29 protein-coding genes and 1 pseudogene are annotated in these 26,700 nt (G+C 67.3%); 18 read left to right on the top strand and 12 right to left on the bottom strand.

Annotated elements, in window-relative coordinates; translation table 11 throughout:
• Positions 1–1,011 (top strand): hypothetical protein (locus ITJ69_RS19145; protein WP_228549944.1); only part of this gene is annotated, 1,011 nt, incomplete at its 5' end.
• A 149-nt stretch (positions 1,012–1,160) separates the two neighbouring features.
• On the opposite strand, the gene ITJ69_RS19150 is transcribed toward ITJ69_RS19145, so the two are convergent.
• Complete coding sequence (locus ITJ69_RS19150; protein WP_194673691.1) at positions 1,161–1,742, bottom strand: TetR/AcrR family transcriptional regulator; 582 nt, start codon at positions 1,740–1,742, stop codon at positions 1,161–1,163.
• A 69-nt stretch (positions 1,743–1,811) separates the two neighbouring features.
• Positions 1,812–2,162 carry a putative quinol monooxygenase gene (locus tag ITJ69_RS19155; RefSeq protein ID WP_194673692.1) on the bottom strand — a complete coding sequence of 117 codons (351 nt, stop codon included), beginning with the start codon at positions 2,160–2,162 and terminating at the stop codon, positions 1,812–1,814.
• 293 nt (positions 2,163–2,455) lie between these two features.
• Between ITJ69_RS19155 and ITJ69_RS19160 the strand changes: the two genes are divergently transcribed.
• A complete protein-coding gene (locus tag ITJ69_RS19160; RefSeq protein ID WP_194673693.1) occupies positions 2,456–3,118 on the top strand; it encodes a GTP cyclohydrolase II in 663 nt (220 codons plus the stop codon).
• A gap of 8 nt (positions 3,119–3,126) precedes the next feature.
• Complete coding sequence (gene ribD / locus ITJ69_RS19165) at positions 3,127–4,230, top strand: bifunctional diaminohydroxyphosphoribosylaminopyrimidine deaminase/5-amino-6-(5-phosphoribosylamino)uracil reductase RibD (protein ID WP_228549945.1); 1,104 nt, start codon at positions 3,127–3,129, stop codon at positions 4,228–4,230.
• 32 nt (positions 4,231–4,262) lie between these two features.
• On the opposite strand, the gene ITJ69_RS19170 is transcribed toward ribD, so the two are convergent.
• The gene (locus ITJ69_RS19170) at positions 4,263–4,724 is read right to left on the bottom strand and encodes a MarR family winged helix-turn-helix transcriptional regulator (RefSeq protein WP_194673694.1); all 462 of its coding nucleotides are present in this window, start codon (positions 4,722–4,724) and stop codon (positions 4,263–4,265) included.
• 156 nt (positions 4,725–4,880) lie between these two features.
• Between ITJ69_RS19170 and ITJ69_RS19175 the strand changes: the two genes are divergently transcribed.
• Entirely contained in the window at positions 4,881–5,747 is an 867-nt protein-coding gene (locus ITJ69_RS19175; protein ID WP_194673695.1) for an SDR family oxidoreductase, read from the top strand.
• A 169-nt stretch (positions 5,748–5,916) separates the two neighbouring features.
• On the opposite strand, the gene ITJ69_RS19180 is transcribed toward ITJ69_RS19175, so the two are convergent.
• Positions 5,917–6,624, bottom strand: a complete 708-nt coding sequence (locus ITJ69_RS19180) for an SDR family oxidoreductase (protein WP_194673696.1) — start codon at positions 6,622–6,624, stop codon at positions 5,917–5,919.
• Between the two features lie 94 nt (positions 6,625–6,718).
• Here ITJ69_RS19180 and ITJ69_RS19185 point away from each other — a divergent pair, with 94 nt between their 5' ends.
• On the top strand, positions 6,719–7,078 hold the full coding sequence (locus ITJ69_RS19185; protein ID WP_194673716.1) for a MerR family transcriptional regulator: 360 nt from the start codon (positions 6,719–6,721) through the stop codon (positions 7,076–7,078).
• Between the two features lie 77 nt (positions 7,079–7,155).
• Here ITJ69_RS19185 and ITJ69_RS19190 read toward each other — a convergent pair whose 3' ends face one another.
• Positions 7,156–8,442 carry a multidrug effflux MFS transporter gene (locus ITJ69_RS19190; protein ID WP_228549946.1) on the bottom strand — a complete coding sequence of 429 codons (1,287 nt, stop codon included), beginning with the start codon at positions 8,440–8,442 and terminating at the stop codon, positions 7,156–7,158.
• A gap of 72 nt (positions 8,443–8,514) precedes the next feature.
• Between ITJ69_RS19190 and ITJ69_RS19195 the strand changes: the two genes are divergently transcribed.
• From ITJ69_RS19195 to ITJ69_RS19215, 5 genes are all read left to right on the top strand, one after another.
• The gene (locus ITJ69_RS19195) at positions 8,515–8,976 is read left to right on the top strand and encodes a MarR family winged helix-turn-helix transcriptional regulator (RefSeq protein ID WP_194673697.1); all 462 of its coding nucleotides are present in this window, start codon (positions 8,515–8,517) and stop codon (positions 8,974–8,976) included.
• Positions 8,977–9,033: 57 nt separating this feature from the next.
• Positions 9,034–9,984: an alcohol dehydrogenase catalytic domain-containing protein gene (locus ITJ69_RS19200; protein ID WP_194673698.1), complete on the top strand. Its 951-nt coding sequence runs from the start codon at positions 9,034–9,036 to the stop codon at positions 9,982–9,984.
• A gap of 342 nt (positions 9,985–10,326) precedes the next feature.
• On the top strand, positions 10,327–10,713 hold the full coding sequence (locus tag ITJ69_RS19205; protein ID WP_194673699.1) for a hypothetical protein: 387 nt from the start codon (positions 10,327–10,329) through the stop codon (positions 10,711–10,713).
• Positions 10,714–10,868: 155 nt separating this feature from the next.
• Positions 10,869–11,897: a D-2-hydroxyacid dehydrogenase gene (locus tag ITJ69_RS19210; RefSeq protein WP_323743156.1), complete on the top strand. Its 1,029-nt coding sequence runs from the start codon at positions 10,869–10,871 to the stop codon at positions 11,895–11,897.
• Positions 11,897–12,406 carry a hypothetical protein gene (locus ITJ69_RS19215; RefSeq protein ID WP_194673701.1) on the top strand — a complete coding sequence of 170 codons (510 nt, stop codon included), beginning with the start codon at positions 11,897–11,899 and terminating at the stop codon, positions 12,404–12,406. The genes ITJ69_RS19210 and ITJ69_RS19215 overlap by 1 nt, the downstream gene beginning before the upstream one ends.
• 83 nt (positions 12,407–12,489) lie before the next feature.
• On the opposite strand, the gene ITJ69_RS19220 is transcribed toward ITJ69_RS19215, so the two are convergent.
• Both ITJ69_RS19220 and ITJ69_RS19225 read right to left on the bottom strand, forming a co-directional pair.
• Entirely contained in the window at positions 12,490–13,134 is a 645-nt protein-coding gene (locus ITJ69_RS19220; RefSeq protein ID WP_194673702.1) for an RraA family protein, read from the bottom strand.
• A 32-nt stretch (positions 13,135–13,166) separates the two neighbouring features.
• The gene (locus ITJ69_RS19225) at positions 13,167–14,438 is read right to left on the bottom strand and encodes a Glu/Leu/Phe/Val family dehydrogenase (protein WP_194673703.1); all 1,272 of its coding nucleotides are present in this window, start codon (positions 14,436–14,438) and stop codon (positions 13,167–13,169) included.
• A 409-nt stretch (positions 14,439–14,847) separates the two neighbouring features.
• Here ITJ69_RS19225 and ITJ69_RS19230 point away from each other — a divergent pair, with 409 nt between their 5' ends.
• From ITJ69_RS19230 to ITJ69_RS19260, 7 genes are read left to right on the top strand one after another with little or no spacing between them, the layout of a single operon-like run.
• Positions 14,848–16,185, top strand: a complete 1,338-nt coding sequence (locus tag ITJ69_RS19230) for an MFS transporter (protein ID WP_194673704.1) — start codon at positions 14,848–14,850, stop codon at positions 16,183–16,185.
• 58 nt (positions 16,186–16,243) lie between these two features.
• Entirely contained in the window at positions 16,244–17,050 is an 807-nt protein-coding gene (locus ITJ69_RS19235; protein ID WP_194673705.1) for a 5-oxoprolinase subunit PxpA, read from the top strand.
• Positions 17,047–17,766, top strand: coding sequence for a 5-oxoprolinase subunit B family protein (locus ITJ69_RS19240; protein ID WP_194673706.1), 720 nt, complete (start codon positions 17,047–17,049; stop codon positions 17,764–17,766). Before ITJ69_RS19235 ends, ITJ69_RS19240 begins: the two co-directional genes overlap by 4 nt.
• Positions 17,763–18,758, top strand: coding sequence for a biotin-dependent carboxyltransferase family protein (locus ITJ69_RS19245; RefSeq protein WP_194673707.1), 996 nt, complete (start codon positions 17,763–17,765; stop codon positions 18,756–18,758). Before ITJ69_RS19240 ends, ITJ69_RS19245 begins: the two co-directional genes overlap by 4 nt.
• A 52-nt stretch (positions 18,759–18,810) precedes the next feature.
• Entirely contained in the window at positions 18,811–19,617 is an 807-nt protein-coding gene (locus ITJ69_RS19250; RefSeq protein WP_194673718.1) for an SDR family oxidoreductase, read from the top strand.
• Complete coding sequence (locus ITJ69_RS19255) at positions 19,614–20,774, top strand: pyridoxal phosphate-dependent aminotransferase (RefSeq protein WP_194673708.1); 1,161 nt, start codon at positions 19,614–19,616, stop codon at positions 20,772–20,774. The genes ITJ69_RS19250 and ITJ69_RS19255 overlap by 4 nt, the downstream gene beginning before the upstream one ends.
• Positions 20,775–20,794: 20 nt before the next feature.
• Entirely contained in the window at positions 20,795–21,370 is a 576-nt protein-coding gene (locus tag ITJ69_RS19260) for a TetR/AcrR family transcriptional regulator (protein ID WP_194673709.1), read from the top strand.
• 60 nt (positions 21,371–21,430) lie between these two features.
• Here the strand turns inward: ITJ69_RS19260 and ITJ69_RS19265 are convergent, their stop codons facing one another.
• The 4 genes and pseudogenes from ITJ69_RS19265 to ITJ69_RS19275 form a co-directional block, all read right to left on the bottom strand.
• Positions 21,431–22,474 (bottom strand): L-idonate 5-dehydrogenase, encoded by a 1,044-nt coding sequence (locus tag ITJ69_RS19265; protein WP_194673710.1) that lies wholly within the window; start codon positions 22,472–22,474, stop codon positions 21,431–21,433.
• A 26-nt stretch (positions 22,475–22,500) separates the two neighbouring features.
• Positions 22,501–23,268 (bottom strand): SDR family oxidoreductase, encoded by a 768-nt coding sequence (locus ITJ69_RS20625; protein WP_323743157.1) that lies wholly within the window; start codon positions 23,266–23,268, stop codon positions 22,501–22,503.
• A 165-nt stretch (positions 23,269–23,433) separates the two neighbouring features.
• Positions 23,434–23,772: pseudogene (locus tag ITJ69_RS20630) on the bottom strand (shikimate kinase); the annotation flags it as partial.
• A gap of 231 nt (positions 23,773–24,003) precedes the next feature.
• Positions 24,004–24,366 carry a hypothetical protein gene (locus tag ITJ69_RS19275; protein WP_194673712.1) on the bottom strand — a complete coding sequence of 121 codons (363 nt, stop codon included), beginning with the start codon at positions 24,364–24,366 and terminating at the stop codon, positions 24,004–24,006.
• 1,440 nt (positions 24,367–25,806) lie between these two features.
• On the opposite strand from ITJ69_RS19275, the gene ITJ69_RS19280 reads away from it, so the two are divergent.
• Positions 25,807–26,139, top strand: coding sequence for a GntR family transcriptional regulator (locus ITJ69_RS19280; protein ID WP_194673713.1), 333 nt, complete (start codon positions 25,807–25,809; stop codon positions 26,137–26,139).
• Here ITJ69_RS19280 and ITJ69_RS19285 read toward each other — a convergent pair.
• On the bottom strand, positions 26,108–26,494 hold the full coding sequence (locus ITJ69_RS19285) for a MarR family transcriptional regulator (protein ID WP_228549948.1): 387 nt from the start codon (positions 26,492–26,494) through the stop codon (positions 26,108–26,110). The two genes, ITJ69_RS19280 and ITJ69_RS19285, sit on opposite strands and share 32 nt — an antisense overlap.
• Between the last annotated feature and the right edge of the window lie 206 nt (positions 26,495–26,700).

Raw genomic sequence — 26,700 nt, forward strand, 5'->3', positions numbered from 1 at the left:
AGTACGAAGCAATCATCAACCCACAGGCAGCACTCGCGGCCTAAACCAACGAGTCAACCCAACCTGCAGCAGTCCCGGGCGATGCTCGAGGCGCATTGGGGCCGATTCGTCGCGTGGTGCGCCGCGACGGGACACCAACCGCTCCCGGCGACGGCAGCAACGATCGAGCAGTTCCTGCACCAATTCCCCGGGGCCGTATCAACGCAGCGGCTCCGCCGGCACGCGATCCGCGCGCAGCACCTCGCGGCGGGCTTCCCGGACCCGATACCCACCGTGCAGGCGCGGGTATGGCCGCGATCAGAAGCCCCCAACGCTGCGGCACTGGGGGAGGTGCTGGCGGGAATCCCGAAGTACCGGTACCCGATCGGGCTCCGCGGCCGCCGCGACGCGTTCCTCACCGTCCTTCTCGGCGCCCTGTATCTCACCCGCGAAGAAGCGCGCACCATCACACCCGGCGACGTCGCGGTGACGAGCATCGTCCGGATCCGCGGATACGTCGTGCCCTCATCGAACGACCCGGCATCGTGCGCGGCGTGCGCGGTGACCCGGTGGCTGCGCATCGTCGGACCGGTCTGGACTGGGTTCCGCGGCGACGTGATCCGGCTGCTCGACCCGACGAAGGGGAACCTGGACCGGCACGACTGCGAGCAGCCGGTACCAGGGGACTGGCGGCGAGCGGAGCAGCTGCTGTTGCCGTTAGACGTTCACGGGTGGGCCCGCACCGGGGCGAGCCTGTCTGGCCGATCCATGACCAGCATCATCCCGACCATACGCGTCGCCGCTACGCACGGGACGGACCGGGAGGCCGTCGGACCACTAGTGCGCGCAGCGTCCCGCTTCGCCGAGCTCACGCTGCAGGAGACCTACGCCGAGCTCGGCGCTGCTGACACCGCTGCCGATCACGTACTCGCTCGCATCACGGCCCTCTGGCAAGACGCCCGAGCCATCGATGCTGCACTCGAACCTTTTGCCGGCACCAGCAAGCATGGGATAGCACCTGAAAGTGATTGATAGCTCCCCAGGCTCGTTCCCACACCGTCGAGATGGTATTTGTCGTCACACGAGCGTGGGAAGATCGAGTTGATGCGACCCGTTTGAACTGTCATCCCCTATTGAGGTGCGTCTTCTGAGCACTTGACGGGTTGGGGTAGTCGGGTGCCTCAAGTGAGTAAGGTCAGGGCTGCTCGTCCGACGCGGAGGAGCGTTGATCGGTCGGCGCCGGCGGTGCCGAGGACCTCCATGCCACGAGTGATCGCGACGAAGTACGTCGCGAGGGCGCGGGTATCACGGGCTGTGTCGACTTCCCCGGCTGTCTGTGCCTGCTCGATGCATCCGGCGTACTCGGCCTCGAGGCGTCCGTAGGCGCGTCGAGCGGCCTCGGCGACGTCCGGATCGCGGTCGGCCAGCTCGACCGTCGCCTTGGTGAACAACGAGTCGAGCGGTCCCTCTGAGGTGAAGGTGATGGAGAGTGCATCCAGGTGCGCTCGGATCCGTTCGAGCGGAGAGGATGTTCCGGATGAGAGCTCGACGGTCAGGCGATCAACCTGCGTGGAGGTGCTCCGCTCGAGCGCGCGTAGGAAAAGTTCCCGCTTGCCGCCGAAGGTGTTGTAGATGCTTTGCTTGCCGAGCCCGGTAACGCGGCTGAGCTCCTCCATCGTCGTGCCGCCGTAGCCGGTGGTCGCGAAGACGCCGGCGGCTGATTCAACTACGGCTTCCTCGTCGAATTTCCTAGGACGGGGCATGACGTGATCCTATGCGAGGCAGAGGGCAGGTCCGGCGTCCACTTGGCCCCCGGCCGCCGGGTGATGGATTTAGTTCGAGTCCGGGAGGGCGCCCGCGGTCTGGGTGCCGACGTCGTAATACTCGGCCTGGTAGTCGAGGACGCGGATACCTTCGAGGACCGTCGTGACGGCCTTGAGGAAGTACTCATCGGCCATATGGGCGTCGATGGCGGCTTGGTCGCGCCACCCCTCCGTGAGGTGGATCGTGTTCCGATCGATCAGATCCTCGGCGAAGACGTAGTACGTGCATCCGTCTTGCTGGGCTGTAGTGCTCAGGTGGGGGATGACGGCGTCAATGAACGCCTGTCGATCGTCAGGGTGGACTGTGTAGTAGGCGCTAATGACCTTGCTGGTTGGTGTGTGCTTGATGTGTGGGATCACAATGCTTTCTCCTCCGTGCCCACGGACTGTTCGTGGGCACAGAGCCCACCGTACCCCAGTTATTGTCTAAGTAGACAATAACTGTTGCTACCGTTTGTGCGCAGGTGTAACCACTACGGCTCACTGGTCGTGCCAATACTTGACCATTCAACCTTTTCGTTGTACCATTACTTCAATGTTCAATCATTGGAGTCTCGATGGCCGTTGATCGCGTCCCTGTTTCCCGCGGAACGGCTCCTCCGCGCGCTTCGTCGAGTGTCGTCGTGCCGGCGCGTGATGTGTTCGCAGAGGCGATGTCGGAGCCGCTGGCCGGCTCGGTCGTCCGCACGCGCGTTCGGGTGCCGCTGCGCTTCCCTGATGGGTTCTCGACTGTCGCCGAGGTCTTCACGTTCCGCGGGCTGGTCGACGGTGAGGAGCATCTCGCGCTCGGTCTGGGAGACTGGCAAGGCGCACGCGAGCGCGTCGCCGATGGTGGGGAAGCCCCGCTGGTGCGTCTGCACAGCGAGTGCCTCACTGGAGACGTGTTCGGCTCTGAACGGTGTGACTGCGGCCCGCAGCTGCGTGAAGCGGTGGAGCGGATCGCGGCGGCGGGTGGTTTCTTGCTGTACCTGCGCCAGGAAGGCCGCGGAATCGGGCTCTACGCCAAGCTGGACGCCTACGCCCTCCAAGACGACGGACTCGACACGTACCAGGCGAACGTCGCTCTCGGCCGCGGCGAGGACGAGCGGGACTACCGTGCAGCGGCACAGATGCTGCTCGCTCTCGGGGTCGATCGCGTTCGCCTGTTCAGCAACAACCCCGACAAGGCCCGCCAGATCGGGACGCTCGGCGTCACCGTGTCCGAGCAGGTCCCGACCGGTGTGCACGTGTCCGCAGCGAACATGCGGTACCTCACTGCGAAGCGTGACCACACGGCGCACACCCTGGACCTCGCCGACGTCCGCGTCGCCTCGTGAGGACCACGATGACCGCGGTGCTCACCGAACGTGACGCCATGCTCCGGGCGTTGGCACTGGCGGCGACGCCGGGCGTGCCGCTCGGGCCGAACCCAAGAGTGGGATGTGTCCTGCTGGCCGATGACGGTTCCGTCATCGCCACGGGGTACCACCGCGGTGCTGGGAGCGCGCACGCCGAGGCTGACGCACTCGCGAAGGTCGGCGCCGCCCGGGGTGCAACCGCCGTCGTCACCCTCGAGCCCTGCAATCACACCGGTCGGACCGGCCCGTGCGCCCAGGTGCTCATCGAGGCAGGAGTGCGCCGCGTCGTGTTCGCACAGCCCGATCCCAATCCGATCGCGACCGGGGGAGCCGACACGCTGCGGGTGGCGGGCGTCGAGGTCGAGAGCGGGTTGCTCCTGGCTGAGGCCACCGCCGTGAACAGAGCGTGGTCGTTTGGTGTCGCTGCGGGGCGGCCGTTCGTGACGTGGAAGTCCGCTGCGACCCTCGACGGGTACAGCGCTGCTGTGGACGGCACCAGCCAGTGGAGCACCGGACGGTCGTCTCGGGCGGACGTGCACCGACTCCGCGTAGTCGCGGACACGGTCCTCGTCGGCACGGGTACCGTCGTCTTCGACGATCCTGCGCTCACCGTGCGGGGACCTGACGGGCGCCCTTCAGCCCACCAGCCGTTGCGAGCAGTGATGGGAGAACGCGATCTCGACACCGGGCATCGCATCTTCGACAGCTCGGCCCGAACCGTGCAGTTGATGACCCGCGACCCTCGGGTTGCGCTCGATCGGCTCTTCGAACTGGGGCAGCGGCATGTGCTCCTCGAGGGCGGTCCGACACTCGCCGCAGCGTTCCTCCGCGCAGGCCTCGTCGACGAGATCGTCGCCTACAGCGCACCGGTCCTGCTCGGATCGGGGACTTCGGCCGACGGAACGCTCGGGATCACCACCATCCGCGACGCCGTCCGCGCGGACGGCAGTGACGTCACCGTACTCACCCCGGAGTCGGATGAGCAGCCAGATGTCCGGTACACCATGACCTCACGCGCAGTCCCGTCCACTCCGGCCGGTCTGTCCACCGACATCGTGGCCGGACGCCGCGACCCGACCGTACGCTCCTGACGTCCCCGGCCCGGCCCGGAACGGATCGACGTTCATGCCTCCGGGTGCTCGACGGCAGCGATCGTCGGTACCTCGCCGGCACAGGCGCCGTCTTCACCCAGACTGCGTGCGACGACGGGCGAAAGGATGTCCGTCAACAGCGGCACTTTGTCGGCCGGGATCACGTCGAACAAGAGCCGCCGGACTTCTGCGACATGCGACGGGGCAGCGCGCTCCAAGAGCGTCCGCCCGGCGTCCTCAAGGATCACCAGCGTCGTCCGCCGGTCCTCCGGGAGCCGCTCTCGACGGACCCAGCCTCGCTTCTCAAGCTTCTCGACCGCGTGCGAGAGCCGTGACAGCGACCCGTTGGTCATCACCGACAGATCCGTCATCGGTCGGACACCCGCTTCGTGGTCACTGAGCATCGCGAGGATGTAGTACTCGAACCGAGTGACGCCGTGGTCGCGACGAAGCTGGGCATCGACGGCCGCCGGGACCATTTCCAGCGTAGTCATCAGCGCGAGCCAAGCATCGTGTTCAGCGGCGTTCAGCCAGCGAGGTGAGCCCATGCTGGAATTCTCCCACCAAAAGGTTGAATGTTCAAGCAAGGCTCGGTAGGGTTCTACTGATTGAATGTTCAAGTGACCGCTTCGGCGGTCGGAGGAGGAACCATGAAGATCGCCGTCACCGGAGCCACCGGCTCACTTGGCGCGCTCGTCGTCGAGCATCTGCTTGCCCGCGGTGCCGATGCGCCCGATGTCACCGCCACGGGTCGCGACACCGCCAAGCTGAGCGTGCTTGCCGAGCGCGGCGTCCGCGCCATCGCATCGGACTACGACGATGCCGCGACCCTGGATGCCGCATTCGGCGGTGCCGACACGCTCGTGCTCGTCTCCAGTAGTGCCGTTGGTCGGCGTGTCGAGCAGCACGCCAACGCACTCCGTGCGGCGGAGCGTGCCGGCGTGCAGCACGTTGTGTACACGAGCGCTCCCCACGCCGACACCTCTCCTCTCGTGCTCGCCCCTGAACACAAGGCGACCGAAGCGCTGCTCGTGGCGTCTCCGATCGAGGCCACGGTCTTGCGGAACAACTGGTACAACGAGAACTACGAGCAGGCGTTCGCTCAAGCCACCGCGACCGGCACCTACCTCGCCAGCACAGGAGCCGGGAAGGTCGCTTCAGCGGCCCGTTCGGACTACGCCGAAGCCGCAGCCGTCATCGCTTCCACTGGTCGACACCGTGGCGAAACCCTCGAACTCGCCGGAGGCGTCGCGTGGAATGGCGAGGAGTTCGCCGCAGCCGCGTCGCGAGTCACCGGCCGTGAGGTGCGATACGCGTCCGTTCCAGCGGAGAAGTACCGCGAGGTCCTCTCCGGTGCCGGACTGGACGACCAGGTCGTGGACTTCGTTCTCGCCCTCGACGACGACATCGCCCATGGCTTGCTCGACGGACCAACCGATGTCCTCGCGGACGTCATCGGTCACCCCACCATGACGCTCGAAGACAGTTTCAGCACCTGGTTCCACCGGGAGTCCTGAACGACCGAGAAGCCGGTGTGACCGTGGACTGACACGATCACACCGGCTGATCCGCCGCGACCCGAGTCCCGGGCCCTCCGATGGGTCGGAACAAGGGTTCCGCTCTGCTCGCGTGCTCGCCCGCTTCCCGGCTGGATCCACCAGGACGAGAGCGGGGTTGCATCTGCGGCTAACGCCCGAGCATGGCGGCGTAGAACTCTGCCGGGTCCCCAGCGAGCGAGGCCTTGACATGCCCGCTGGCATCGTCGACTATGACCTCGATCGCGTCCTTGCTGAGTCCGTCCAGTGAAGCCCGAGGAACTTCGCGCGCATCGATCATGGGACCGTCGTAGCCGGCGTTCATGTCAGTGTCGGCAGCGCCGAGATGGACAGCCTGTACCAGCGTCCGCTGCGGAGCGAGTTCGAGACGAATGGCATTTGTCAGGTTCCACTCGGCTGCTTTCGCAGCACTGTAGGCACCGGCATTGGGAACGGAGAACCACGACAGAGCGGACAGGATATTGACGATCGCACCCCCGTTGTTGGAAGCCAGGACGGGAGCGAAGGCCCGGACGACGCCCAGGGTGCCGTAGAAGTGCGTGTCCATCTCGAGCCGGATGTTCTCGAGGTCACCGGTGACGAGCGGGGTGTGGGTAGTGAGGCCTGCGTTGTTGATCAGGAGCGAGACGTCCAAAGCTTCTTCGGCCGCGGCGCGTATCGATTCCGGATCGGTGACGTCCAACCGGAGGACTCGGACGCCGGGGATGTCAATCAGTTCCGGCCTGCGGGACGTCGCGTACACCTTCTGCACCCCGCGCGACAGGAGTTCGTTGACGAAGTGCTCTCCGATTCCCCGGTTTGCGCCGGTGACGAGCGCGACTTGGTTGCTGATGTCCATGATGATGCGTCCTTTCGTGACCCGCGGGGGTGGGGTCGCTCCGTCAGGCTAAAACTTGACGTCAACGTGAAGTGCAAGAGCGTGAGGTGTGAACGTGCGAATCGGTGAGGTTGCCCGCGGAGCGGGAGTCAGCACCAGGGCGCTGCGGTACTACGAAGAGCAGGGACTCCTCGTGGCACGGCGCTCCAGCGGTGGTCAGCGGAGCTACGACGAGGCGGCCATCGGACGGGTGCGCCTCATCCAGCAGCTTTTCGCCGCGGGGCTTCCCAGCAGGACGCTTCTGGAGATGCTTCCATGCGTCGACTCCGGTCGCGCAACGCCGGAGGTGCTGCGAATGCTGACCGGAGAACGCGAACGGATCGTCGGCGCGATCGCTGACATGCAATCCGCCTTGCGCCAGCTGGACCGGGTGATCGACATCGCTCACGACCGTGACCCGTGTCAGGAGCTCTGACGACACTGCACCCGGGTCGGGGCCCCGTCGCCGCCCTTCCGGGACGGTGATAAAGGTGTTCCGTGCGCGGTGGTGCATCAGCTGCTCGAGATCTCGCCGGCGCCGGATTCTGTCGGTGGGTGCGTCGCCCGTGATGAACGGTGTGTGCTGGCGAACGCGAATGCGAGGTTGGCGAGCGCGGAGGTGACGAGCATGGTGATGGCCAGCGGTCCAGCGGTGCTCTGCCCTCCGCTGCTGACGATCGGGGCAGCGACCCCCGCGAACACGTTCTGGAGCAGGCCCAGGATCGCCGAGCCGAGTCCGGCGGCCGTCGGGACCGCCGCGAGAGCGAGAGCGGTCGTGTTGCCGAAGCTCAACCCCAACGCCCCGACGGACACGAAGATCGGCAACGCAAACCAGATCGGCGGAACGTCGGTCACGACGAGCACCGCGAACACGATGACCGCGCCGAGATTGAGTAGCAGGCCGCTCCGGGCGAGGGCCGCTACGCGCACGCGACGGGTGAGGCGTGCAGAGACCGCGCCGACTACCAAGAGCGCGAGGGCGTTCAAGCCGAAGGCGAGCCCGTACTGCACCTGATTCAAGTGCATCATCCCTTGGTACAAAAAGGGCGACGCGGAGATGTACGCCATCATCGTGGTGAACGCGAAGACGAACGCGAGCATGTTCCCGACGTAGACGCGCGAGGTGAGCGCTCGCTTGGACGACCCGGACATCGCGGTCCGACCGGCCGCGGTTGTTCGTGGCGCTCTGGGGTTGGTCTCCCTGACGACGAGGAACACTGCTACCAGGCCGATGGCCACGAGTGCTGTCACGATCCAGAGCAGGCCGCGCCAGCCGAGCGGCTCGGCGAGCAAGCTCCCCGCGACGGGCGCGAGCACCGGAGCGATGCCGCTCACCGTCATGATGATGCTGAGTCCCCGGGCCGCCTCCACCCCCGTGGCGAGGTCACTGACGATGGCGCGGGAAATGACCATGCCCGCCGCCGCTGCGAGGCCTTGCACCAGCCGAGCGACGATCAGGAACTCAACGGACGGAGCGAGGGCGGCGGCGGCGCTGGCGACGAGGTAGATCACCATGCCCGCGATGAGCGGACTGGCGCGGCCGAACCGGTCGGAGAGCGGCCCGAACACCACCTGGCCAACGCCTGCCCCGAGTAAAAACGCGGTGAGCGACAGCTGGACGACCGGTGCCGTCGTGCCGAGATCGGTAACCATCTCAGGGAATGCCGGCAGGTACATGTCGATCGCGAACGGAGCAATCCCGGACAGCAACGCGAGGGTGAGCAGTAACCCCACTCCGATCCGAGCGTTCGTCATCGTGCCGGTCGATGCCGGGCCCATCTGTTTGGCGTGCCGGGTCATATGTGCCTCCTGGCTAAATACCTATGTACACGTAGCTATGTTAGGATAAGCATAGCTTCGAAGGGAACGCCATTGGGACACGGCAAAACCGAGCGTGACGAACAGCTTGCAGACCTGGCGCATCTTGTGCTCAGCGTCGGGCGCGACATCCGCCTGCACGGGCACCCTGACACCGAGATCATCGAGATCACGGAACTCGAGAGCCTGGTCATGAACCACGTTCAGCAGCATCCCGGCGTCAGCCCGACCAGGATTTGCACCGAGGTCGGGTTGCGGTCCAGCAACACGAGCGCGGTCCTCCGCTCGCTGGCGGAGAAGGGCATGATCGAGCGTCGCCCGAACCCCGACGATCGACGTTCCATCAGCGTGCACCCCACCGCGATCGCGGCCGAGAACCTGCGAAGGGTGCGAGACACGTGGACCGAATTCCTCGCTCCGCACGTCGATGCGACCGTCGACGTCGCATCGGCCGTCGAGCTTCTTCGTGCAGTCGAGACCTCCGTCGCTGCAGCGCTCGGCACGCGCTCGGGCTGACCGTTCCCGTGTCGATCGGCCCCCGCACGTTCGTGAGCATAAGAAGGAGTGACGGCAATGCAGGCATGGCAGTTCACCAGGGCCCATGTGCCTCTCGCCCTCAACGAGGTTCCAGAACCGACAGTGGTGCCGGGTTCTGTGCTCGTGGACGTGAAGGCCGTCGGATTGTGCCACTCGGACGTCGGCGTGCTCGAAGGCGAAACCGTTCCGCTACCGGACTGGGTGAGATTGCCGCTGACGCTGGGACATGAGATCGCAGGCGTCGTCGTCGACGTCGGCGAGGGCGTGTCCGGGTGGCGCGTCGGCGACCGGGTTGGATTGTGCCCGCACGGCGAGGTCGTCGCGGGCCTGACCTACGACGGCGGATACGCATCGAAGGTCATCGCGAACCCGAATTCACTCGTACGCATCCCGGATCGAGTCTCGTTCGAGCAGGCCGCGGCCGCAACGGACGCCGGCAGCACGGCTCATCGCGCGGTTCTTGCAGTCGGGCAGGTCGAGCGCGGGAGCAAGGTCGGCATCATCGGGCTCGGCGGACTCGGGCAGATCGGGGTACGAATCGCTGTCCTCAAGGGTGCAGAGGTGTACGTGGCCGACGTGAAAGAGAGCGTCTGGCCGATGGCTCGTGGACTCGGTGCGACGCGGTGCGCGGCAGACATCGGGGCGTTCGCCGAAGAACGCTTGGACGTCATCGTGGACTTCGCCGGGTACGGCGACACCACCGCCACGGCTGTCGAGACCGTGCGTCACGGCGGCCGGGTCGTGCAGGTCGGCATCGGGCAGGTGCAATCCTCCATCAGCACGGGAGCTCTCGTGCTGCATCAGGTCACTCTCACCGGTGTGCTCGGCGGTTCCACACGTGCGCTCCGCGATGTCTACGATCTCATCGCCGCTGGGGCGCTGACGCCGGTCGTCACCGCCATAGCGTTCGAGGACATCCCTGCAGGACTCGATCGACTCTCAGAGGGCACCGTCCGAGGGCGACTCGTCGCGACGATGACCGGTTGAGGTGCGAGCGGCGCGTCGTTGTCGGCCTCCGCGGCGAGGACGTCGCGCGACGCGTTCTGGAAGCCGCGTCCGATGGGGTCCGGGGACGGACTCCCCCGCGTCCGGCAAGTCCATCGACTGGAAGAAGAGCTCTGCCTGCGATCCGCCGAGCCGGATCGCGATCGCCGGGCTATCCCTCGCCGCCGCGAATCCGGCGGACAGGCCGCGGGAGCACCTGTGCGTCTTGTGCGGGAACACGGGCAAGGGATCGTGAACGCTGAGGGCGGCGCGTCCACGGTGGACCACGTCGGCTGACCCGGCAGCAGGCTCCGCGCGGACCGGAGATGACTTCACAAGACATCGATGCGCGACGGGTACGTGCTGCCGTACGACGTGTCGCGGCTCGCCGAGTACCTCGGCGCCTTCTACCAGTTCGTCCACTCGGCCACGCAGGCCGGGATCCTCCGACGGGCGTCCGCGGACCTCGCCGAGGTGGTGCGTCAGCGGCGTCGAACGTACCCGCTCGCGGCCGATCCGGACCCGAGGCGGGACCCGCAGGTGCTCGAGGTCGTCGGCGAGGTCGCCAGTGCCGCGTTCGGCGCGCTCGCGAACGTCGAGGCGGTTGCCAGGGCCCTCGACCGGCACTGGCGGACCGCGCGCACGGTCGCCTCGCACAACCCGGTCGTCTACAAGGCGCACCCGATCGGTGACCACGCCGTCAACGGAACGCTCTCCGATGCCCGGATCTGAGCCAGCTGCTCCTTCGCCTCGGCCGGCTTGAGGGAGACTGCCGGTCGGCAACGCTCTCGAGCAAGTCGATGGGTGTCGCGGCGTGATCGACAAACGCTCTTGCGCGCTCTTTCCACCCTTGGCATCATATGAGAATGGATTCTCATTTGCGGGTTGTGATTGCGGCTCCGCTTCGTCCGGAGCACGCCGCACTCCTGTGCGACCTCGAGCCCCGCATCGACCTCGCGTACGACCCTGAAGCGCTCCCACCGATGCGGTTCCCGGCCGACTTCGCCGGCGACCCGGCCTTCACGCGGGCTGTCGACGTGGACGACCGCTGGCGAGCCTCACTCCGGCACGCGGACGCCCTGTACGGTGTCCCCGACGTCGATTCGGCTCTCCTCGCAGAGACGGTTCGGGCAAACCCGACGCTGCACTGGGTGCACACGATGGCCGCGGGCGGTGGCGGGCAGGTGCGCGCTGCCGGGTTGACCGCGGACGAACTCCGACGCGTCCGGTTCACCACATCGGCCGGGGTGCACGGGACATCGCTCGCAGAGTTCGCGCTGCTCGGGGTGCTCGCCGGAGCGAAGGGGCTGCCGCGGCTCGCGGTCGACCAGCGGGCGCGTCGGTGGCCGGAGCGCTGGGTCATGCAGCCGGTGGTCGGCGGGACCGTCCTCGTCCTCGGACTCGGCGGGATCGGCTCCGAAGTCGCCCGGCTCTGCTCGGCGGTCGGCATGAGAGTGGTCGGAGCGAGCCGGAGCGGCCATCCCGTGGAGCACGTGGACGAGGTGGTCGCCATCGACGCGCTGGCCTCCGTCCTGCCCGGTGTCGACGCGGTCGTGTCGACCCTGCCCGGTACTGTCGCGACGGAAAGGCTGCTCGATGAGGCGTTCTTCAGCGGACTCCGACCGGGTGCGACGTTCGTGAACGTCGGCCGCGGAACCGTCGTCGACGAGAGCGCCCTGGTGTCGGCTCTCGACGACGGCCGCATCGGGTTCGCGGCCCTCGACGTCGTGGCGGTGGAACCGCTGCCGGGTTCGAGTCCGCTGTGGGACTCGGAGCGCGTGCTCATCAGCCCGCACACTGCCGCGCTCACCGAGTCGGAGGAAGAGCGCATCGTCCGCCTCTTCGCCGACAACGCCCGGCGGCTGCTCGACGACGAGCCACTCCGGAACGTCGTCGACACGGTGGAGTTCTACTGATGGGGTTCGACACCGCGCGGTACCTGCGGCTGGTGGCGGCGTCCCCGGTCCTGGCGAGGAACATCGTGCAGGTGGTTTCGCTGGAGGGGCGGCATGTGCGCTACCTTGCCGAGCACGTCGGGCGCGAGCCGTTTGCCTCCACGGCGCGGCCGGGTGACGTCCGCGATGCGTCCACGACGGCCGTGGGCATCGCCGCCCTGGCCGGACTCGACGCTGACGCGGCTCGGACGGTGGTCGACGAGCTGCCCGAGGTCGACCGCGTGCGAACCCTCATGGCGGTCGAGCGCGCACGCGCTCGCGGGTACGCGCTGGACGCCGGCGCCGTACATCCGAGTGTGTTCGGTGTGGCGGTTCCGGTCCTCGACGTGCCCGGGCTGGCGGTCGGCGTGCCATTGGTCGAGGTCCTCCCCGCTGCGTGGCGGGAGGACTCCCGCCGCTACCAGGAGATCATCGCTGCACTGCGTGCTGCAGTCGGACTGCTTCCACAGTCCCGTTCCGTGACCCGCTGACGAACCGGAGGCACGGTGCGGTCCCGCACCGTGCCTCCGACCCGTCCTGATTCGCGTCAGAAACCCGCGTCATGCGACACCGGTCAGGAAGCGCGCGTCTCGGCCGCCGCACGGAAGCGCGCGGCCTCCTCGTCTTTCTCGACCTCGATCCGTGCGATCTCCTCGGCGCCCGCGAGCACCTCTTCTGCGCGTTCGAGTGGCACCACGATGAGTCCGTCTCCGTCGGCGGCGATGATGTCCCCGGCGGCGACCACGACGCCGCCGAGTGCGATGGGGGAGCCGATCGAGCCCGGTCCGTTCTTGAACGGACCGGCGGGCGAGACGCCACGACTCCAGACCGGGAACGCGAACCTGCGGATGACGTCGCGGTCGCGCGCCGACCCGTCGACGACCGCACCGACGGCGCCGAAGGCCTGGAAGCGCTGCGCGAGGTTGTCGCCCATCACGGCACGGTCTGTGTACCCGGCGGCGTTCACGGCGATGAAGTCCCCGGGCTGGATGCGGTCGAGGACCTCGATGAGGGCGAGGTTGTCGCCTGCGACGGACTGCACGGGCAGTGCCGAGCCGACCGCTGCCGCACCGTCCCACAGCGGGGTGATGCCGGAGTCGACGATCCCGATGCGGTCCATCGCGTCGCCGAGGTTGGCGACGGGGAACGCCCGGAAGCGATCGACCAACTCAGCCGGGGCGCGGCGGATGGTCGTGGCGGTGCGGATGGTGGAGGTCATCGTGGTTCTCGTTTCTCTGGACGTTCCGTTGGTCAGGGGTAGAGGCCGCGGTTGCGGTGCGCGTCGAGCACGCGGGCGACGGCGATCCGCATGGCGGCCTCGCGGAGGGTGCCGCCCCGTGCGCGCTGTTCGTCGGACACGGCGTCCCAGGCGCCGAGCATGCGGTCCCGCAACCGGGACTCCACGGTGTCGAGACTCCAGCGGTACGTCTGCTTCGCCTGCACCCACTCGAAGTAGGAGACGATCACACCGCCCGCGTTCGCGAGGATGTCCGGGACGACCAGGACGCCACGCGCGGCGAGCTCGGCGTCGGCCGCCGTCGTGACCGGACCGTTGGCGCCCTCGACGACGATCTCGGCACGGACGCGCTCGACATTGTCTCGGTGGATGACGCCCTCGACGGCCGCGGGCACGAGGAGTGTGACGTCGAGGCCGAGGAGGTCGTCGTGGTCCATGGGGTCGGCACCAGGGAAGCCGGCGACCGTGCCGTGGGCATCGACGTGACGGCCGAGTGCGTCGACATCGAGTCCGTCGGTGTGCACGACCGCGGCGTACTGGTCACTGACGGCCCGGACGCGCACCCCGGCCTCCGCGAGGAACCGGGCGGCGTGCCGGCCGACCTTACCGAAGCCCTGGACGGCTGCGGTGGCGGCGGTCGGGGCGACGCCGCGTCGGTCGAGCGCGGCGAGGGCGACGAGTGCGACGCCGCGGCTGGTGGAGGTGGCACGGCCGAGCGATCCGCCGAGCGCGATCGGCTTGCCGGTGACGACGCTCTGCACCGTGAACCCGTGGCTCACCGAGAACGTGTCCATCATCCAGGCCATGGTGCGCTCGTCGGTGCCGACGTCCGGCGCGGGGATGTCCCGATCCGGACCGATGACGGGCAGGATCTCGCTCGTGTACCGGCGGGTCACGCGTTCGATCTCGGCATCCGAGTACCGGCGCGGGTCGATCGCGACACCGCCCTTCGCGCCGCCGTACGGCAGGTCGACGAGCGCGCACTTCCAGGTCATCCACATGGCGAGCGCCCGCACCTCGTCGAGGTCGACCGACGGGGCGAACCGCACTCCGCCCTTCGCCGGTCCTCTGGTGAAGTTGTGCTGGACGCGGTAACCGCGGAACACCTCGACGGTGCCGTCGTCACGGCGCAGCGGCACCCCGACGGAGATCTCTCGTCGCGCCTGAGAGAGGAGCTGGACGGAGCCGTCATCGATCTCGAGGGACTCGGCGGCGGCGCGCAGCTGTTCGAGGGCGTTCCCGAGAGGAGCGTTGCCGGTGGATGCGTGCGGGGCGGTGATCGTCATGGATTCCTCCGCGGAAGATGTGAGAACTGATTCGCAGTTCGCTTCACAGTCTGCTCTAGGTGTCAGCCTCGATCAAGGGTCAGTGTGAGTTGCGGTGATGCCGAAACGCAACGGAAACATGCCTTTTACACACCTGTTCCTGGTTGGCATTGACCGCGCAGAACTGCGAGCCTATTCTCAACTACGAGTCAAGTCGCACTCACAGAAATCCGGCCATCGCCGTTCGGACGCCAGGAGGACACATGAACACGTCCCCGCGTCCGTCCGTGACCGATCTCGCCCGGCATTGACCGGGCGCTGTCGGCGTACCCGCGGAGGAGAGCGTCGCCGCCCGCCTTGTGGCGACTGCAACCGTTAGCTCCCACACTGATAGCAAGCCCGTCACGGGCTCATCCCGAGAGAAGATCACATGAGCGCAGCAGAACGGCTCGACACAACCCAGGTCGGCGTCCTGACGGCGGACGGCACAGTGGTACGCCGGGCCACCGTTGCCGGCGCCGTCGGCTCCTTCGTCGAGTGGTACGACTACGGCATCTACGGTTTGTTGACGACATACATCGCGTTGAGCCTGGTCGGCGGAGCCGAGTCCGGCGCGCTCCTCCTGACCAACGTCGGGTTCCTGGTCAGCTTCATCGCACGCCCTTTCGGTAGCGTCATCTGCGGTTACCTCGGCGACAGGATGGGGAGGAAGGCGCTCCTGTCGACCCTGCTCCTGCTGATCTCCGCGTCGACCCTCTGCATTGGGCTCATCCCGGCGCACAGCGTCATCGGGATCGCGGCGCCGGTCATCCTCATCGCGCTCCGCGTCCTGCAGGGTTTCTCCGCCGGTGGTGAAGTCGCCGGTGCGATGTCGTTCGTCGGCGAGTACGCCCGCGACGCCGCTCGCAACTTCTCGATGAGCTTCATCGCCGTCGGCTCGTTCTTCGCGCTCCTGTTCGGCAGTGCGTTCTCCGCGATCCTCATCACCACTCTCGGCGACGAGACCATGGAGTCGTGGGCGTGGCGCATCCCGTTCCTCTTTGCAGCACCGCTCGGGTACGTCGGGTTCTACATTCGCCGCCGGATGGAGGAAACTCCGCACTTCGAAGCACTCCGGGAGCGGAACGCGGTCACCCGCAACCCGCTCCGCGCCGCGTTCACCTCTCGACGTCACATCGCCGCGATCGTTCTGACGATCTTCCTGCCGGCGCTGAACGGCCCCGGCTACTACCTGCTCTTCGCGTACATGCCGACGTACCTCAAGACGCAGCTCGGCGAAGCGCACAACTTCACGCTGGTGCAGGGTCTGCTCGTCACAGCCTGTGCTCTCGTGGCGATCATCATCGCGATCCCACTGATGGCACGCCTGTCCGACCGTATCGGCCGGAAGCCGGTCCTCATCGGCTCCGCGATCGCCATGGCGGTTGTCTCGTACCCGATGTTCGTGCTCCTCGCCACTGGCCAGTTTGCTCTCGCGGCGCTCGGCGCCGTCGTGCTCGCCCTCGCGTTCTCAGGGCACGCTGCGGTCATCCACACTGTGCTCACCGAGATGTTCCCGACGACCGTCCGCTACAGCGCGTACAGCATCGGGTTCAGCCTGAGCACGATCATCTTCGGCGGTAGCGCACCGCTCGTGATGACCGCGATCATCAACGCGACCGGGAGCAGCCTCGTGCCGGCGTTCGCTTCGATCATCACAGCATTGATCACGCTGGTCAGCTGCCTCTTCCTCCGGGAGACCAAGGGCCAGCCGCTCCGCGTCGAGTGACCCCGCTCCGCCACGTTCCACCAGCACCACCAGAACCAGCACCACGAAGGAGGGCCACATGGCCACCGCATCCGTCGCCGTCGTCGCCGATCTCGGTGAGAGCTACGGCAACTACACCATCGGCGACGACGAGGCACTGCTCGGACTAGTCACCGCGTCCAACATTGCCTGCGGGTTCCACGCGGGTGACCCCCGGGTCATCGACCGGACGGTCGCGGAATGCGTGAAGCGCGGCATCGAGCTCGGAGCGCACCCCGGATACCCGGACCTCGTCGGCTTCGGCCGGCGGTTGATCGAGGCATCCGAGGAGGAGATCCGTACCGACGTGCTTTACCAGATCGGTGCACTCGACGCGTTCGCCCGCGTGCACGGCGGGACCATCAGCCACGTCGCGCCGCACGGCCGGATGGGCAGTATCGCGCAGACCGACGCGAAGCACGCGCGGGCGATCACCGACGCGATCGCCGCGTACGACCCGAGCTACATCGTGATCTGCCAGAACGGTCTGCTCGCCGAGGAGTCGCGGAAGCGCGACCTCCAGGTCGGCTACGTGTTCCTCGCCGACCGCGGGTACGGGGTTGACGGCATGCCCGTTGCCCGGTCGCACCCGGGTGGGCTCCTGCACGACCCGGAGGAGATTGGCCGGCGTGTCGTGCAGGTCGTGACAGAGGGCACCGTCGTGACCGTGGACGGCGAGACCGTTCCACTCGGGCATGATGCGGACGTCGTGCTGCTGCACGGCGACCACCCGGAGGTACTGGCGAACGGGACCGCGCTCCGCGCGGCACTGGACGGGTCCGGTGTCCGCGCTACGGGCCTTCAGGAGGTTCTCGCTGACAAGCGTGCGGCGGTCGCCGCGCGGTGACCGCTCTCGTCACCACACCGTTCGGCGACGCCGCCGTCATGATCGCCGGAGGGGGTGCGGACGTGCGAACGCGCGTCCGCACCCTCAGCCGGATGTTGGAGCGTAGGACACCGCACGGAGTCACGGATCTCGTGGCCGGACTCGACTCGCTGCTCGTCCGGTTCGACCCGCTGCGCACCACGGCTGAGAGTGTCATCGACATCGTCCAGTTGTTCGACGCCACGACGACGGCGGACGATGCGATCGAAGCGACGCCAGGACGGACCTTCACCATCCCGGTGGTGTTCGACTCCGGCGCTGGGCCCGATCTGGAACCAGTCGCGGCGGAACTCGACACTTCGGTGGACGAACTCGTCGCGACCATCACCGAGACCACCTTCGACGTCGTCCTCCTCGCAGCGGGCATGGCGCCGATGATGGAAGGCGGCCAATTCGTCCGGCCTGTTCGACGAGCGGCGCAGCCGCGCACGAACGTCCCGCCGGGGTCGATCATGGTCGCTGGCCAGAATGCAATCATCCAACCGTTCCCTGGACCGACCGGATGGCGAGTCGTCGGGCGAACGCCACACACGATCGTTGACATCGCCCGGACCGCCGCTGCCGCCGTTCTGCCGGGCGATCGCGTCCGGTACGTCGCGATCGACCGTGCGGATGCGCAACACCGTGACGGGACCTTCCTCACGCCAGACGGCGTGGTCGATGAGGTGCGCTCGTGAGCCGCACGGTACGGCTTGACGTCGTCGACGCCGGATGGCTCACGACCTACCAGGACAGCGGTCGTCGTGGTACCGAGCGTCTGGGGGTGCCGACCGGCGGGAGTGCCGACCAGCACGCAGCGTCCGTCGCGAACATCCTGGTCGGCAACGACCGGAACGCCGCGCTCTTCGAAGTGATGGGGGAGTTCTCGTTCGTTCCGTCCGAAGACGTCCTCGTAGCCGCGACCGGTGCCGTCCGGACTGTCCTGGTCGGCGACTACGTCGTGGACGTATGGGCACCGGTAGTGGTTCCCGCTGGGGTGGAGATCCGGTTCCTGCCGAGTACCGAAGGAGCGAGGAGCTACGTCGCCGTCGCCGGTCGGGTTCATGCGGAGACATTCCTCGGCAGTGTCGCACCCGACGCCCGCATGGGATTTGCCCAGCAGGTCTCCCACGGCGACGCGGTCTCCGTGACGACCGGGTTCTCCGGATTCAGGCAGCCACACTTCGACCACGCACTCTTTCGGCTCCCCGTCCCGATGCGCCGGCAGTCGAACGACGTTTGGTCGGTCGACCTGGTCGCCGGCCCGGATGCGGCCATCCCGGGCGTCCGCGAGTGGATCACAGCGTCCGAGTACCGCGTCACCGAGCGCTCGAACGCCGTCGGCGTTCGGCTAGACGGCCCGGTAGTGCACCCTGCCGACGACACCGAGATCGTGTCGCACGGGGTTCCAGTGGGGGCCGTCGAGGTACCGCACGGCGATGAGCTGATCGTCCTCGGCCGGTACCGAACCGTGACCGCCGGCTACCCGATCGTCGGGTTCGTAACGACCGCCACCCAACCCGTGCTCGGGCAAGTCACCCCGGGCCGCGCGGTGCGGTTCCGATGGGTCGATACCGAGTACGCGCGCCGTTCGCTCTGGGAACTCGAAGCCTCGTTGCAGGTGCTCGAGGATTCGGTGGCCGATGTGTTCGGAGCGGTCGATCTGCCGTTGCACCGACGCTGTGGTTGACCCGACACTCTCAAATGAGACACAATTCTCATATAAGCATTGGAGGTCTACGATGAGCACAACCACGTCGCGAGTGGCAGTCGTCACTGGCGCCGGCTCAGGCATGGGTCGTGGGACGGCACTCGCGATCGCCCGCGACGGCGGGATTGTTGCCCTCGTGGGTCGCCGTGCTGCACCGTTGGAAGCCGTGTCTCGCCAGATCGCAGCCGAGGGCGGCCGGTCCGTCGTCGTGATCGAGGACGTCGCCGCGGTCGGTGCTGCTGGTCGGATCGTGGAGGCAGTCCACGCAGCGGCCGGTCCGGTCGACCTGCTCGTGCATGCCGCCGGCAGTTCGAGCTCGGTCCAGAACGCCCGCTGGGTGGGTGAGGACGAGTGGCGCGAGGTCATCGACGTCAACCTCACCGCCGTGCACCTGCTCACCCAGGCACTGCTCGAAGACCTGCTCCGGCGAGGCGATGGCACCGTCATCACGATCTCATCCCTGGCTGCGATCACGCCCAACCTGCTGGGCGGCGCCGCCTACGGTGCCGCGAAGGCCGGCGTCAGGAACTACATGACGTTCTTGCACACGACGTTCCGCAACGACGGGCTGCGCGCCGTCACCGTACTCCCTGGTGAGGCAGACACCCCCATCCTCGACTCGCGAGCCCGGCCACCCGCGCCCGAGGAACGAATGAACATGCTCCGGCCCGAGGACGTCGCCGAAGCGATCCGACTCGTCGCGACACTGCCGGGCCGGGCTGTTGTGCAAGAACTGATCATCGCGCCGACTCGTCAACGGGACACCAGCATCGACCTCGAGATCAGCCGAAACACCGGCGCGCCAGAAGGTGTCGCCGACCGGAAGGACAGCGAATGACCATCACCAGCCCCACCGCGTTCCGAGCCGCGCAGTCGGTCCAGCGAGTCACGGCAGCCTCGCGCCGCGTCCAGCAGCCGCAGTCCTCCGGAGATCTCGTATCGCTCGCGATGGGCGAGCCCGATTTCGCAACACCACTCCAGGTCGTCGAAGCGGCAGCAACGGCGCTGCGAGCGGGCCGGACGCATTACTCGCCTCTCTACGGCGAGCCGGCACTGCGTTCCGCGCTCGCTGATCGGATCGGCGCCCTCGCCGACCGATCGATCGACACGAACGACATCCTCGTCACGCACGGCGGCACCGGCGGACTCACCGCTGCGATCCTCGCCATCGTGGATCCCGGCGACCGGGTCGTGATCCCCGATCCAACGTACTCGCTCTACGCGGACTTGATCAGCATGGCCGGAGGCATCGTCGTCCCGGTGCCGCTCCAGCCAGACCTGCACTGGGACCTCGACGCACTCGACGTGGCCCTCGTCGGCGCCAAGCTCTTCATCTTCTGCAACCCGGGCAACCCGACCGGCATCGTGCACAGCCGTGCCGAGCTCGAGCGGCTCGGTGCTGCGCTCGAGGGTACCGACACCATCGTGATCAGCGACGAGGCTTACGCAGATCTCACGTTCACCGGTGAGGCGTTCACTTCGACGCTCGAGGTCTCGTCGCTCGTCGACCGCACCGTGTACTGCCAGACGTTCTCGAAGAGCTACGCGATGACCGGCTGGCGCGTGGGGTACCTCTGGGGCCCGAACGCGATTATCGCGGCCGCCGCACGCGTGCACAACACCGCCAACGGGTCCATGAACACTGCTGTTCAGGACGCGGCGCTGGTCGCTCTGGAGAGTTGCGCAGACGACATCGCTCGGATGCGTGACGCGTACGGGCGTCGTCGCGCGCTGATGGCAGACGGGCTGGCCACGGTCCCGGGGCTCGACGTGAGCTCGCCGGAAGGCGCGTTCTACCTCTTCCCACGGTACGACCTCGATATCCCGAGCGTCGAAATCGTTGCACGGCTCCGGGATGCCGGGGTCGCCGTGCGACCCGGATCCGAGTTCGGTGCGGCAGGTGAGCACCACCTCCGGCTCTCGTACGCCGCATCGGACGACGCGATCAAGGCCGGTGTCGCACGACTCGCCACTGCGTTCGGCGCACTACGCTGAGCACGACGACGAGGAGAGCCGTGCGGAGCGACACTGAGCGCAATCGCGCACGCATCATCAAGGCCGCCTCGCGCTTGGCGGCCAAGCACGGCAATGCGATCCGAATGCAGGATGTCGCTGAGAAGGCCGAGGTGTCGACGGCGACGGCGTACCGGCACTTCGGCAGCGTCGACGACGCCCTCGCCGAGTTCCGATTCGGTGTCGGAGAGACGCTGCGGGAGTTCAGCATCGCCCGCGACGAGCATGGACTCGATTTGCTCGAGGTCGTGAGCGCACGGTGGATCGAACTCGTCATGAAACACGGCCGGGCGATGGTGCACACGCGCTCCGACGAGGGGTACCTCAAACGGCTCCGGTCCGGCGCGACCTACCTCACGGTGCAAGCCGACGCACTCGAACGGCCCATCCGTGAAGCAGTTGCCGAGGCAGGCATCGACGACCCAGGAGACCTCGGGCTCTTCTTCTGGAACGCACTCTTCGACCCGCGCGAGATATTCGACCTGCACCAAACCGTCGGGTTGACCGCCGACGAGATGGCACCTCGACTCGTGCGCACGCTCCTGGGGGCGCTCCGCGGCTGGGCGCCCGCCACCTGAGCAGACTCTCCCAAGCTGGGGTCGACCTTAGCGGCCTGACGCGCGCCTCGTCGCCGTGCGTCAGAAGCGAAGCAGCACCTTGCCCGACACGGACGCATCGGCGGCGGTCCGAAACGCTTCGAGCGCGTTTTCGACCGCGAATTCATGTGTCGCCACTGGGCCGATGATGAGCGTGTCGTCGGCCAGAGCCTCCAGCACCTCGCTGATCTCGTCCACGAAGCGGAACGAACCCCGCAGGTCGAGTTCCTTCGTGGTGGCGAGGGAGACCAGTGCCGGCTGCGGTCCGGTCGGCAGCAATCCGACCAGGACGACCGTCCCGCCGCGGGCAGCCCCTCGAACAGCCGACGCGAAACCGTGGTGGTTGCCTGAGGACTCAATGACGACGTCCGCCTCGATCGCGTCGATCGTTTCAGTGTCGGTAGCGTGCACGGTTCGGTCGGCACCGACTTCCCGTGCGATGCGCAATGGCAGTTCTTGGATGTCCACCGCGGTGATCTCAGCCGCTCCCGCGCGCCGGAGCGCTGCCACCGACAGTGCGCCGATCGGTCCCGCTCCGATGACGAGTGCGCATTTGCCAGCGACGTCGCCGGCGCGGCGAACACCGTGGAGCGCCACCGCCGCGGGTTCAGCCAGGGCGGCGTCGCGGAGCGAGAGCTTCCTCGGAAGCGGTCGTAGCATCCTTGTGGGAAGTGCGGTGTACCGGGCGAATCCTCCCTGCGCGTGCGGCAGGTGTGCGGCGCTGCCGAGGTAGGTCGTCCCGGGCGCGAGATTAGGCCGCGCCGACGGGTACCGGCCAGGCGCCGTACCGATGGTCGCGGGGTGCACAGCGACGGTGGCGCCGGCGACGGGGCCGCTGCCGTCGGCAGCGGCCGTAGTGACGGTACCGACGATCTCGTGCCCGAGGACCATGGGCTGGCGAAGAATCGATTCACCGACGGCGCCGTTCTTCCAGTAGTGCAGGTCGGAGCCGCAAATGCCGCCGTACGCGACGGTCACGACGGCTTCGTTCGCCCGAGGGAGGGGTAACGGGAGCTGCTCGACCCTGAGATCGCCCTTTCCATGGACGACGACGGCGGTGTTGATCCGCTGGGACCCGTTCGACATGCGCTGCTCCTGAACTTGCTCGGTACTCAAACGACGACCGTCATACCGCCGTCGACGAACACGACCTGGCCGTTGACGAAGTCGCTGCCGCTGGAAGCCAGCCAGACAGCTGGGCCGACCAGATCCTCGGTCGTGCCCCAGCGGTGCGCGGGGGTCCGGTCGAGGATCCACTCGTTGAACACGGTGTCGTCGACGAGGGCCTGCGTCATCTCGGTGTGGATGTATCCCGGCGCGAGTGCGTTGACCTGTATTCCCGAACACGCCCACTCGGCTGTCATCGCACGGGTGAGGTTCCGGATCCCGCCCTTCGCGGCTGTGTACGCCGCGATGGTGGGACGGGCGAGGTCGGTCTGCACGGACGCGATGTTGATTACCTTGCCGTGGCCGCGAGGGACCATGCGCCGCGCGACTTCCCGGCCGACGAGGAACGCCGCGGTCAGGTCCGTACGGACGACCCGCTCCCAGTCCTCCAGCTTGAGCTCGAGCATCGGTACGCGATGTTGCACCCCGGCGTTGTTGACGAGGACGCCGATGGGGCCAACCTTCTGCTCTATCTGCGCAATGCCCTCGATCACTGATTCTTCGTCGGTGATATCGAAGGCGACAGCGCTGACGCTCGCGATTCCGTGGAGCTCCGCAAACGTCGCGCGGGTGCGCTCGAGGCGCTCCGTGTCGCGACCATGGAGGACGACATGCGCTCCTGCTCGGAGGAGGCCATCCGCGATGCTCTGACCGATACCGCGGCTCGATCCGGTGACGAGGGCGATGCGACCAGTGAGGTCAAAGTGTGACACTGACGCGTGCGTTTCGGCGAGCACGAGATCCCGGATCGTATGCGCGACCTGGTCAGCCGGATCGTCGATGCGGACGGTGATGCCGCGCTCATCGTGGGTGAGTGCTTCGAGAACATCGAACTGGGCATCGAGCGGCGATGACGGCGAGTACTCATGTGGTCGACCTGCGAGCCGACCGGCGATCACGGACCGGGAGCCGGAGAGGTGCACGAAGATCACATCGGACCCCGCGACGGCCTCGCGGTCTCCGCGAGTGAGGGCTGACCACGCCAGGACGACTCCTCCGGTGGCGTCCTCGAGGATCTGGGCGAGCGTCGGGAGCCAGGGTGCACGGTCGTCGCGGAGAGAGGCCTCGGCAGACACCTTCGTCGTTGCTGCTGTGGAGTGCAGGTCGTCGGCGTCGACGAACGGCACGCGGAGAAGTTCGGCGAGCAGCGCGCCGACGGTGGACTTGCCAGCGCCGGACACCCCCATCAGCACGATCGGGGGAACGGTTCCGCGCATTGCGGCCTCCTTCAGCACTCATTCGACAAAATGAGAATCAAGTCTTAGTTTAGAACGGTACCGAGCCTGCTGCGTGGGTGCAAGTACTCAGCACGAAGCAGACCCCGATGGCGGACAGGACTGGCTGACCCCGACGTGAACTCGAAACCGACCCTTCTCTCCGCGTTGGTCGTACCCGACCAGGTGATCCCGTCCCCCCGCGGTGAGCTCCGTCTGCCGCCTGCGGCGACATCACGGGAAGCGCTCCGCGAGGGTTTGCGCGCCGCGATCGAACTCGGTGACCTCCCGTCGGGAAGCCGGTGGAAGAGTGGTAACGACCTTGCGACGGCGACAGGAATGGGACGGAGCACGGTCGGCGCGGCAGTCTCCGACCTCGTGTACGCAGGTTTCCTCGACCGGCAGGCGGGCGGGCGCAAGACCGTGAAACGGCGGCCCGTCGCGCCGCAGATCCACATTCGGCCTCGTGACCCAGTCCTCCTGGTCGAGCCCGTTCTCGAGTACGCCGCCTTGCTCGCGCTCTTTGAGGAACCGTCGGCGGAACGACTCTGGAAGCAGCACCTCGATGGTCGCTGTGTCGCGGAGGTGCGTCTGCACGGGGATCCGAGGTGGTGGTCGCCCCCGTCTCGGTGGTCTTGGGACGAGGCTCTGGGCCCTGGGCGCGGTGTGGAGCGAGTACACGTCGGTGTCGCTCAAGAGGCTGATAGCTCAGGGGCGGGATGGCTCGTCGTCCGCGCGGAGTTCCACAGCGCGGGGGGTCGGACCTCGCTCTCGATACGGCTCGCGCACGGCTTCTTCTCCGTCGACATCGCGTGACAGGCGGCTGGCGGGCGGCTCCACCTCCGGCAGGTCCATCTGCAGCGCATCCGTGCTGGTCCATCGACGGCATGCTCTCGAACCGCCCCGCGTCACGCCGAAGCAGCACGGCTTGAGCGCCCAGATCGGTCTCGAGTAGGCCCGCGCCGTGTTCTCCTCAGCGGTGTCTACGCCTCCGTTGGCGATGGCACCCGATCGTCTTCGTGGCGGCCGGGAGCGGTGACGCGCGGCCGGTTCTCCGCCTACTACCGGGCCCAGTACGGTGAGACACCGTCCGAGACCGCACACGCCGCCCGCGCCTAACTGCCGGCTTGGGGGCTCCAGCGAGTGCCCTGGAGTTGGGGCTGCCGGGGCAGAGGCGCAGACCAGTGTCGCGTCGAGTCCAGTGCGAGAGAACGACCGTTCCCCCTGTTTCGGGGATGGATCCGCGTGATGAGGGCTGTTTGACTCTGGTCATGAGCAGGTTCGGGTATCTGCTCCGCAGCTGAAACCGCGTTTGTGTGGTGTCGCTCCGGGATGTCTGGCCGCCTTCGGGTGGCGGCCAGACATGCCCCGTTCGGTCCGTCGCCGAAGCGGGGTCCTCTGTAGTGCCGACTTGTCCGCACATACGTGTGCGCGCACGCTTGGTGTGCGCCCCCTGTTCGGGTCAGGATGTGGCGTGTGCGGGATGTCGGCGGCGTATGGTGCGTGGCCGACATCCCGAACTTCTATCGGGGAACCGGACAGCAAGGTCCGCCGGCACCACGTCGGCCCTATGCTGTGCGGAGCGCTCCGCGGCAGTGATGCTTGCGTGACACTCGTTTCCCGTTCGAGAGACTTGCCTTTCCTGCCTTGAGGCTGGTGGGGGAGTGCGCTATCCCGGGGGTGGCGGGATGACCCGAACGTTCCACCACCCCCGGGAACCCACTTACCGCTGGCAGCGGCATGCCGGATCTATTTGAGCGTCAGCGCGGCCACCAGCAGCGTTGCCGTGACGGCGGCAAGGGTGCCGAGGAGGGCCCATTGCCAACAGTGCACGCGCAGGCTCCCGCGCGGCCGGCGAACGGGATCGGGCTTCCGCCGTCGAGAAGATGGGTGGCTCATCGGTTGCACGGTACGAGCCGTCGGTTCGTGCAGACTGTGTGGCAGCAGCTGGGGTTCCCGTTGCTAGCGGGGTGGGCTGCTACCTGATCCGGCAGCCCACCCCGCGGTTCGACCAACGGGGCGAAGGGAGACCGGCGTATGAGTGATGGTGACGTGACGCCGGCATCGCCTGGCGCGTTCTGCCTAGTACTACCGGGCCCGCGTCGAGTGGGAGGGTTCCTGCAGCAGCGGGTCGAGCAGCTCATCCGAGATGCCATCGCCGATGGTGTCTTTCTGGAGGGTGATCAGTTGCCGCCGTACCGGGTCGCTGCGGTGACGTCTGGGCTGAGCATTCACACGATCCTGAACGCGTATCGGGCATTGATCGCTGACGGTGTGGTGCGGTCGGTGCCCGGTGATGGCTACTTTATCGCCGGCCCTGTTCGTAACCGCGACTTCTTTACCCCACCGAACGAGCGACCGCCGGGGTGAGCCGCACGATGCGGGATCGACGGTCATTCGGGTCGGGTTCACGGGCGGCAAAGCCGCGTGCAGCGAGCCGGTCGATGGTCATGGTCGCCGCGGCACTGCTGACACCGAGCGCCTCCGCGAGGTCTGCTGCGCGCGCGGGGAAGCCGCCGGCTTCTCGCGCGGCGAGGAACTGCACCGTCTGGAAATCATTTGCCTTCAGGCCCATCCGAGCGCGTGCACGGTTCTGGAGCATCGTCTCCGCGACGCGAAGCCGGTTCACTGATTCCAGTAGCAGCACCCTGGCCGGAACCTGCACACCGTCCTCACCCATCAGGCCCTCCAACCCGCAGCTGCCGGCCGCATAGCGGCGGCCCATTCGCATGTCAGTGTGCCAGCCGAGGCCCGGACAGACGCCCGGGCTTCCCGCGCCCTGCAGGGAGCACGCGCCACGACGACGTATCCGTGCTGCGCAGAACCATGACCGTGTGAGGTTTGCTCGGCTTAAGACGTGAGGTGTGGGCGCCTGCCCGTGGTTCGGGTCAGGGGGCAGGCGCCCTCGCGCTACGACGTCCGCTGGTGCGC

Source organism: Curtobacterium sp. VKM Ac-2887 (assembly GCF_015350935.1).
GTDB lineage: Bacteria > Actinomycetota > Actinomycetes > Actinomycetales > Microbacteriaceae > Curtobacterium.

Excerpts from the sequence above, each read along its gene's own strand:
- ITJ69_RS19175 (WP_194673695.1), top strand. The coding sequence starts at position 4,881 with ATGAAGATCGCCGTCACCGGAGCCACCGGCTCACTTGGCGCGCTCGTC.
- ITJ69_RS19150 (WP_194673691.1), bottom strand. The coding sequence starts at position 1,742 with ATGCCCCGTCCTAGGAAATTCGACGAGGAAGCCGTAGTTGAATCAGCC.
- ITJ69_RS19160 (WP_194673693.1), top strand. The coding sequence starts at position 2,456 with ATGTCGGAGCCGCTGGCCGGCTCGGTCGTCCGCACGCGCGTTCGGGTG.
- ITJ69_RS19170 (WP_194673694.1), bottom strand. The coding sequence starts at position 4,724 with ATGACTACGCTGGAAATGGTCCCGGCGGCCGTCGATGCCCAGCTTCGT.
- ITJ69_RS19205 (WP_194673699.1), top strand. The coding sequence starts at position 10,327 with ATGCGCGACGGGTACGTGCTGCCGTACGACGTGTCGCGGCTCGCCGAG.
- ITJ69_RS19250 (WP_194673718.1), top strand. The coding sequence starts at position 18,811 with ATGAGCACAACCACGTCGCGAGTGGCAGTCGTCACTGGCGCCGGCTCA.
- ITJ69_RS19230 (WP_194673704.1), top strand. The coding sequence starts at position 14,848 with ATGAGCGCAGCAGAACGGCTCGACACAACCCAGGTCGGCGTCCTGACG.
- ITJ69_RS19190 (WP_228549946.1), bottom strand. The coding sequence starts at position 8,442 with ATGACCCGGCACGCCAAACAGATGGGCCCGGCATCGACCGGCACGATG.
- ITJ69_RS19265 (WP_194673710.1), bottom strand. The coding sequence starts at position 22,474 with ATGTCGAACGGGTCCCAGCGGATCAACACCGCCGTCGTCGTCCATGGA.
- ITJ69_RS19215 (WP_194673701.1), top strand. The coding sequence starts at position 11,897 with ATGGGGTTCGACACCGCGCGGTACCTGCGGCTGGTGGCGGCGTCCCCG.
- ITJ69_RS19180 (WP_194673696.1), bottom strand. The coding sequence starts at position 6,624 with ATGGACATCAGCAACCAAGTCGCGCTCGTCACCGGCGCAAACCGGGGA.
- ITJ69_RS19200 (WP_194673698.1), top strand. The coding sequence starts at position 9,034 with ATGCAGGCATGGCAGTTCACCAGGGCCCATGTGCCTCTCGCCCTCAAC.
- ITJ69_RS19235 (WP_194673705.1), top strand. The coding sequence starts at position 16,244 with ATGGCCACCGCATCCGTCGCCGTCGTCGCCGATCTCGGTGAGAGCTAC.
- ITJ69_RS19225 (WP_194673703.1), bottom strand. The coding sequence starts at position 14,438 with ATGACGATCACCGCCCCGCACGCATCCACCGGCAACGCTCCTCTCGGG.
- ITJ69_RS19220 (WP_194673702.1), bottom strand. The coding sequence starts at position 13,134 with ATGACCTCCACCATCCGCACCGCCACGACCATCCGCCGCGCCCCGGCT.
- ribD (WP_228549945.1), top strand. The coding sequence starts at position 3,127 with ATGACCGCGGTGCTCACCGAACGTGACGCCATGCTCCGGGCGTTGGCA.
- ITJ69_RS19280 (WP_194673713.1), top strand. The coding sequence starts at position 25,807 with ATGAGTGATGGTGACGTGACGCCGGCATCGCCTGGCGCGTTCTGCCTA.
- ITJ69_RS19255 (WP_194673708.1), top strand. The coding sequence starts at position 19,614 with ATGACCATCACCAGCCCCACCGCGTTCCGAGCCGCGCAGTCGGTCCAG.
- ITJ69_RS19285 (WP_228549948.1), bottom strand. The coding sequence starts at position 26,494 with ATGGGCCGCCGCTATGCGGCCGGCAGCTGCGGGTTGGAGGGCCTGATG.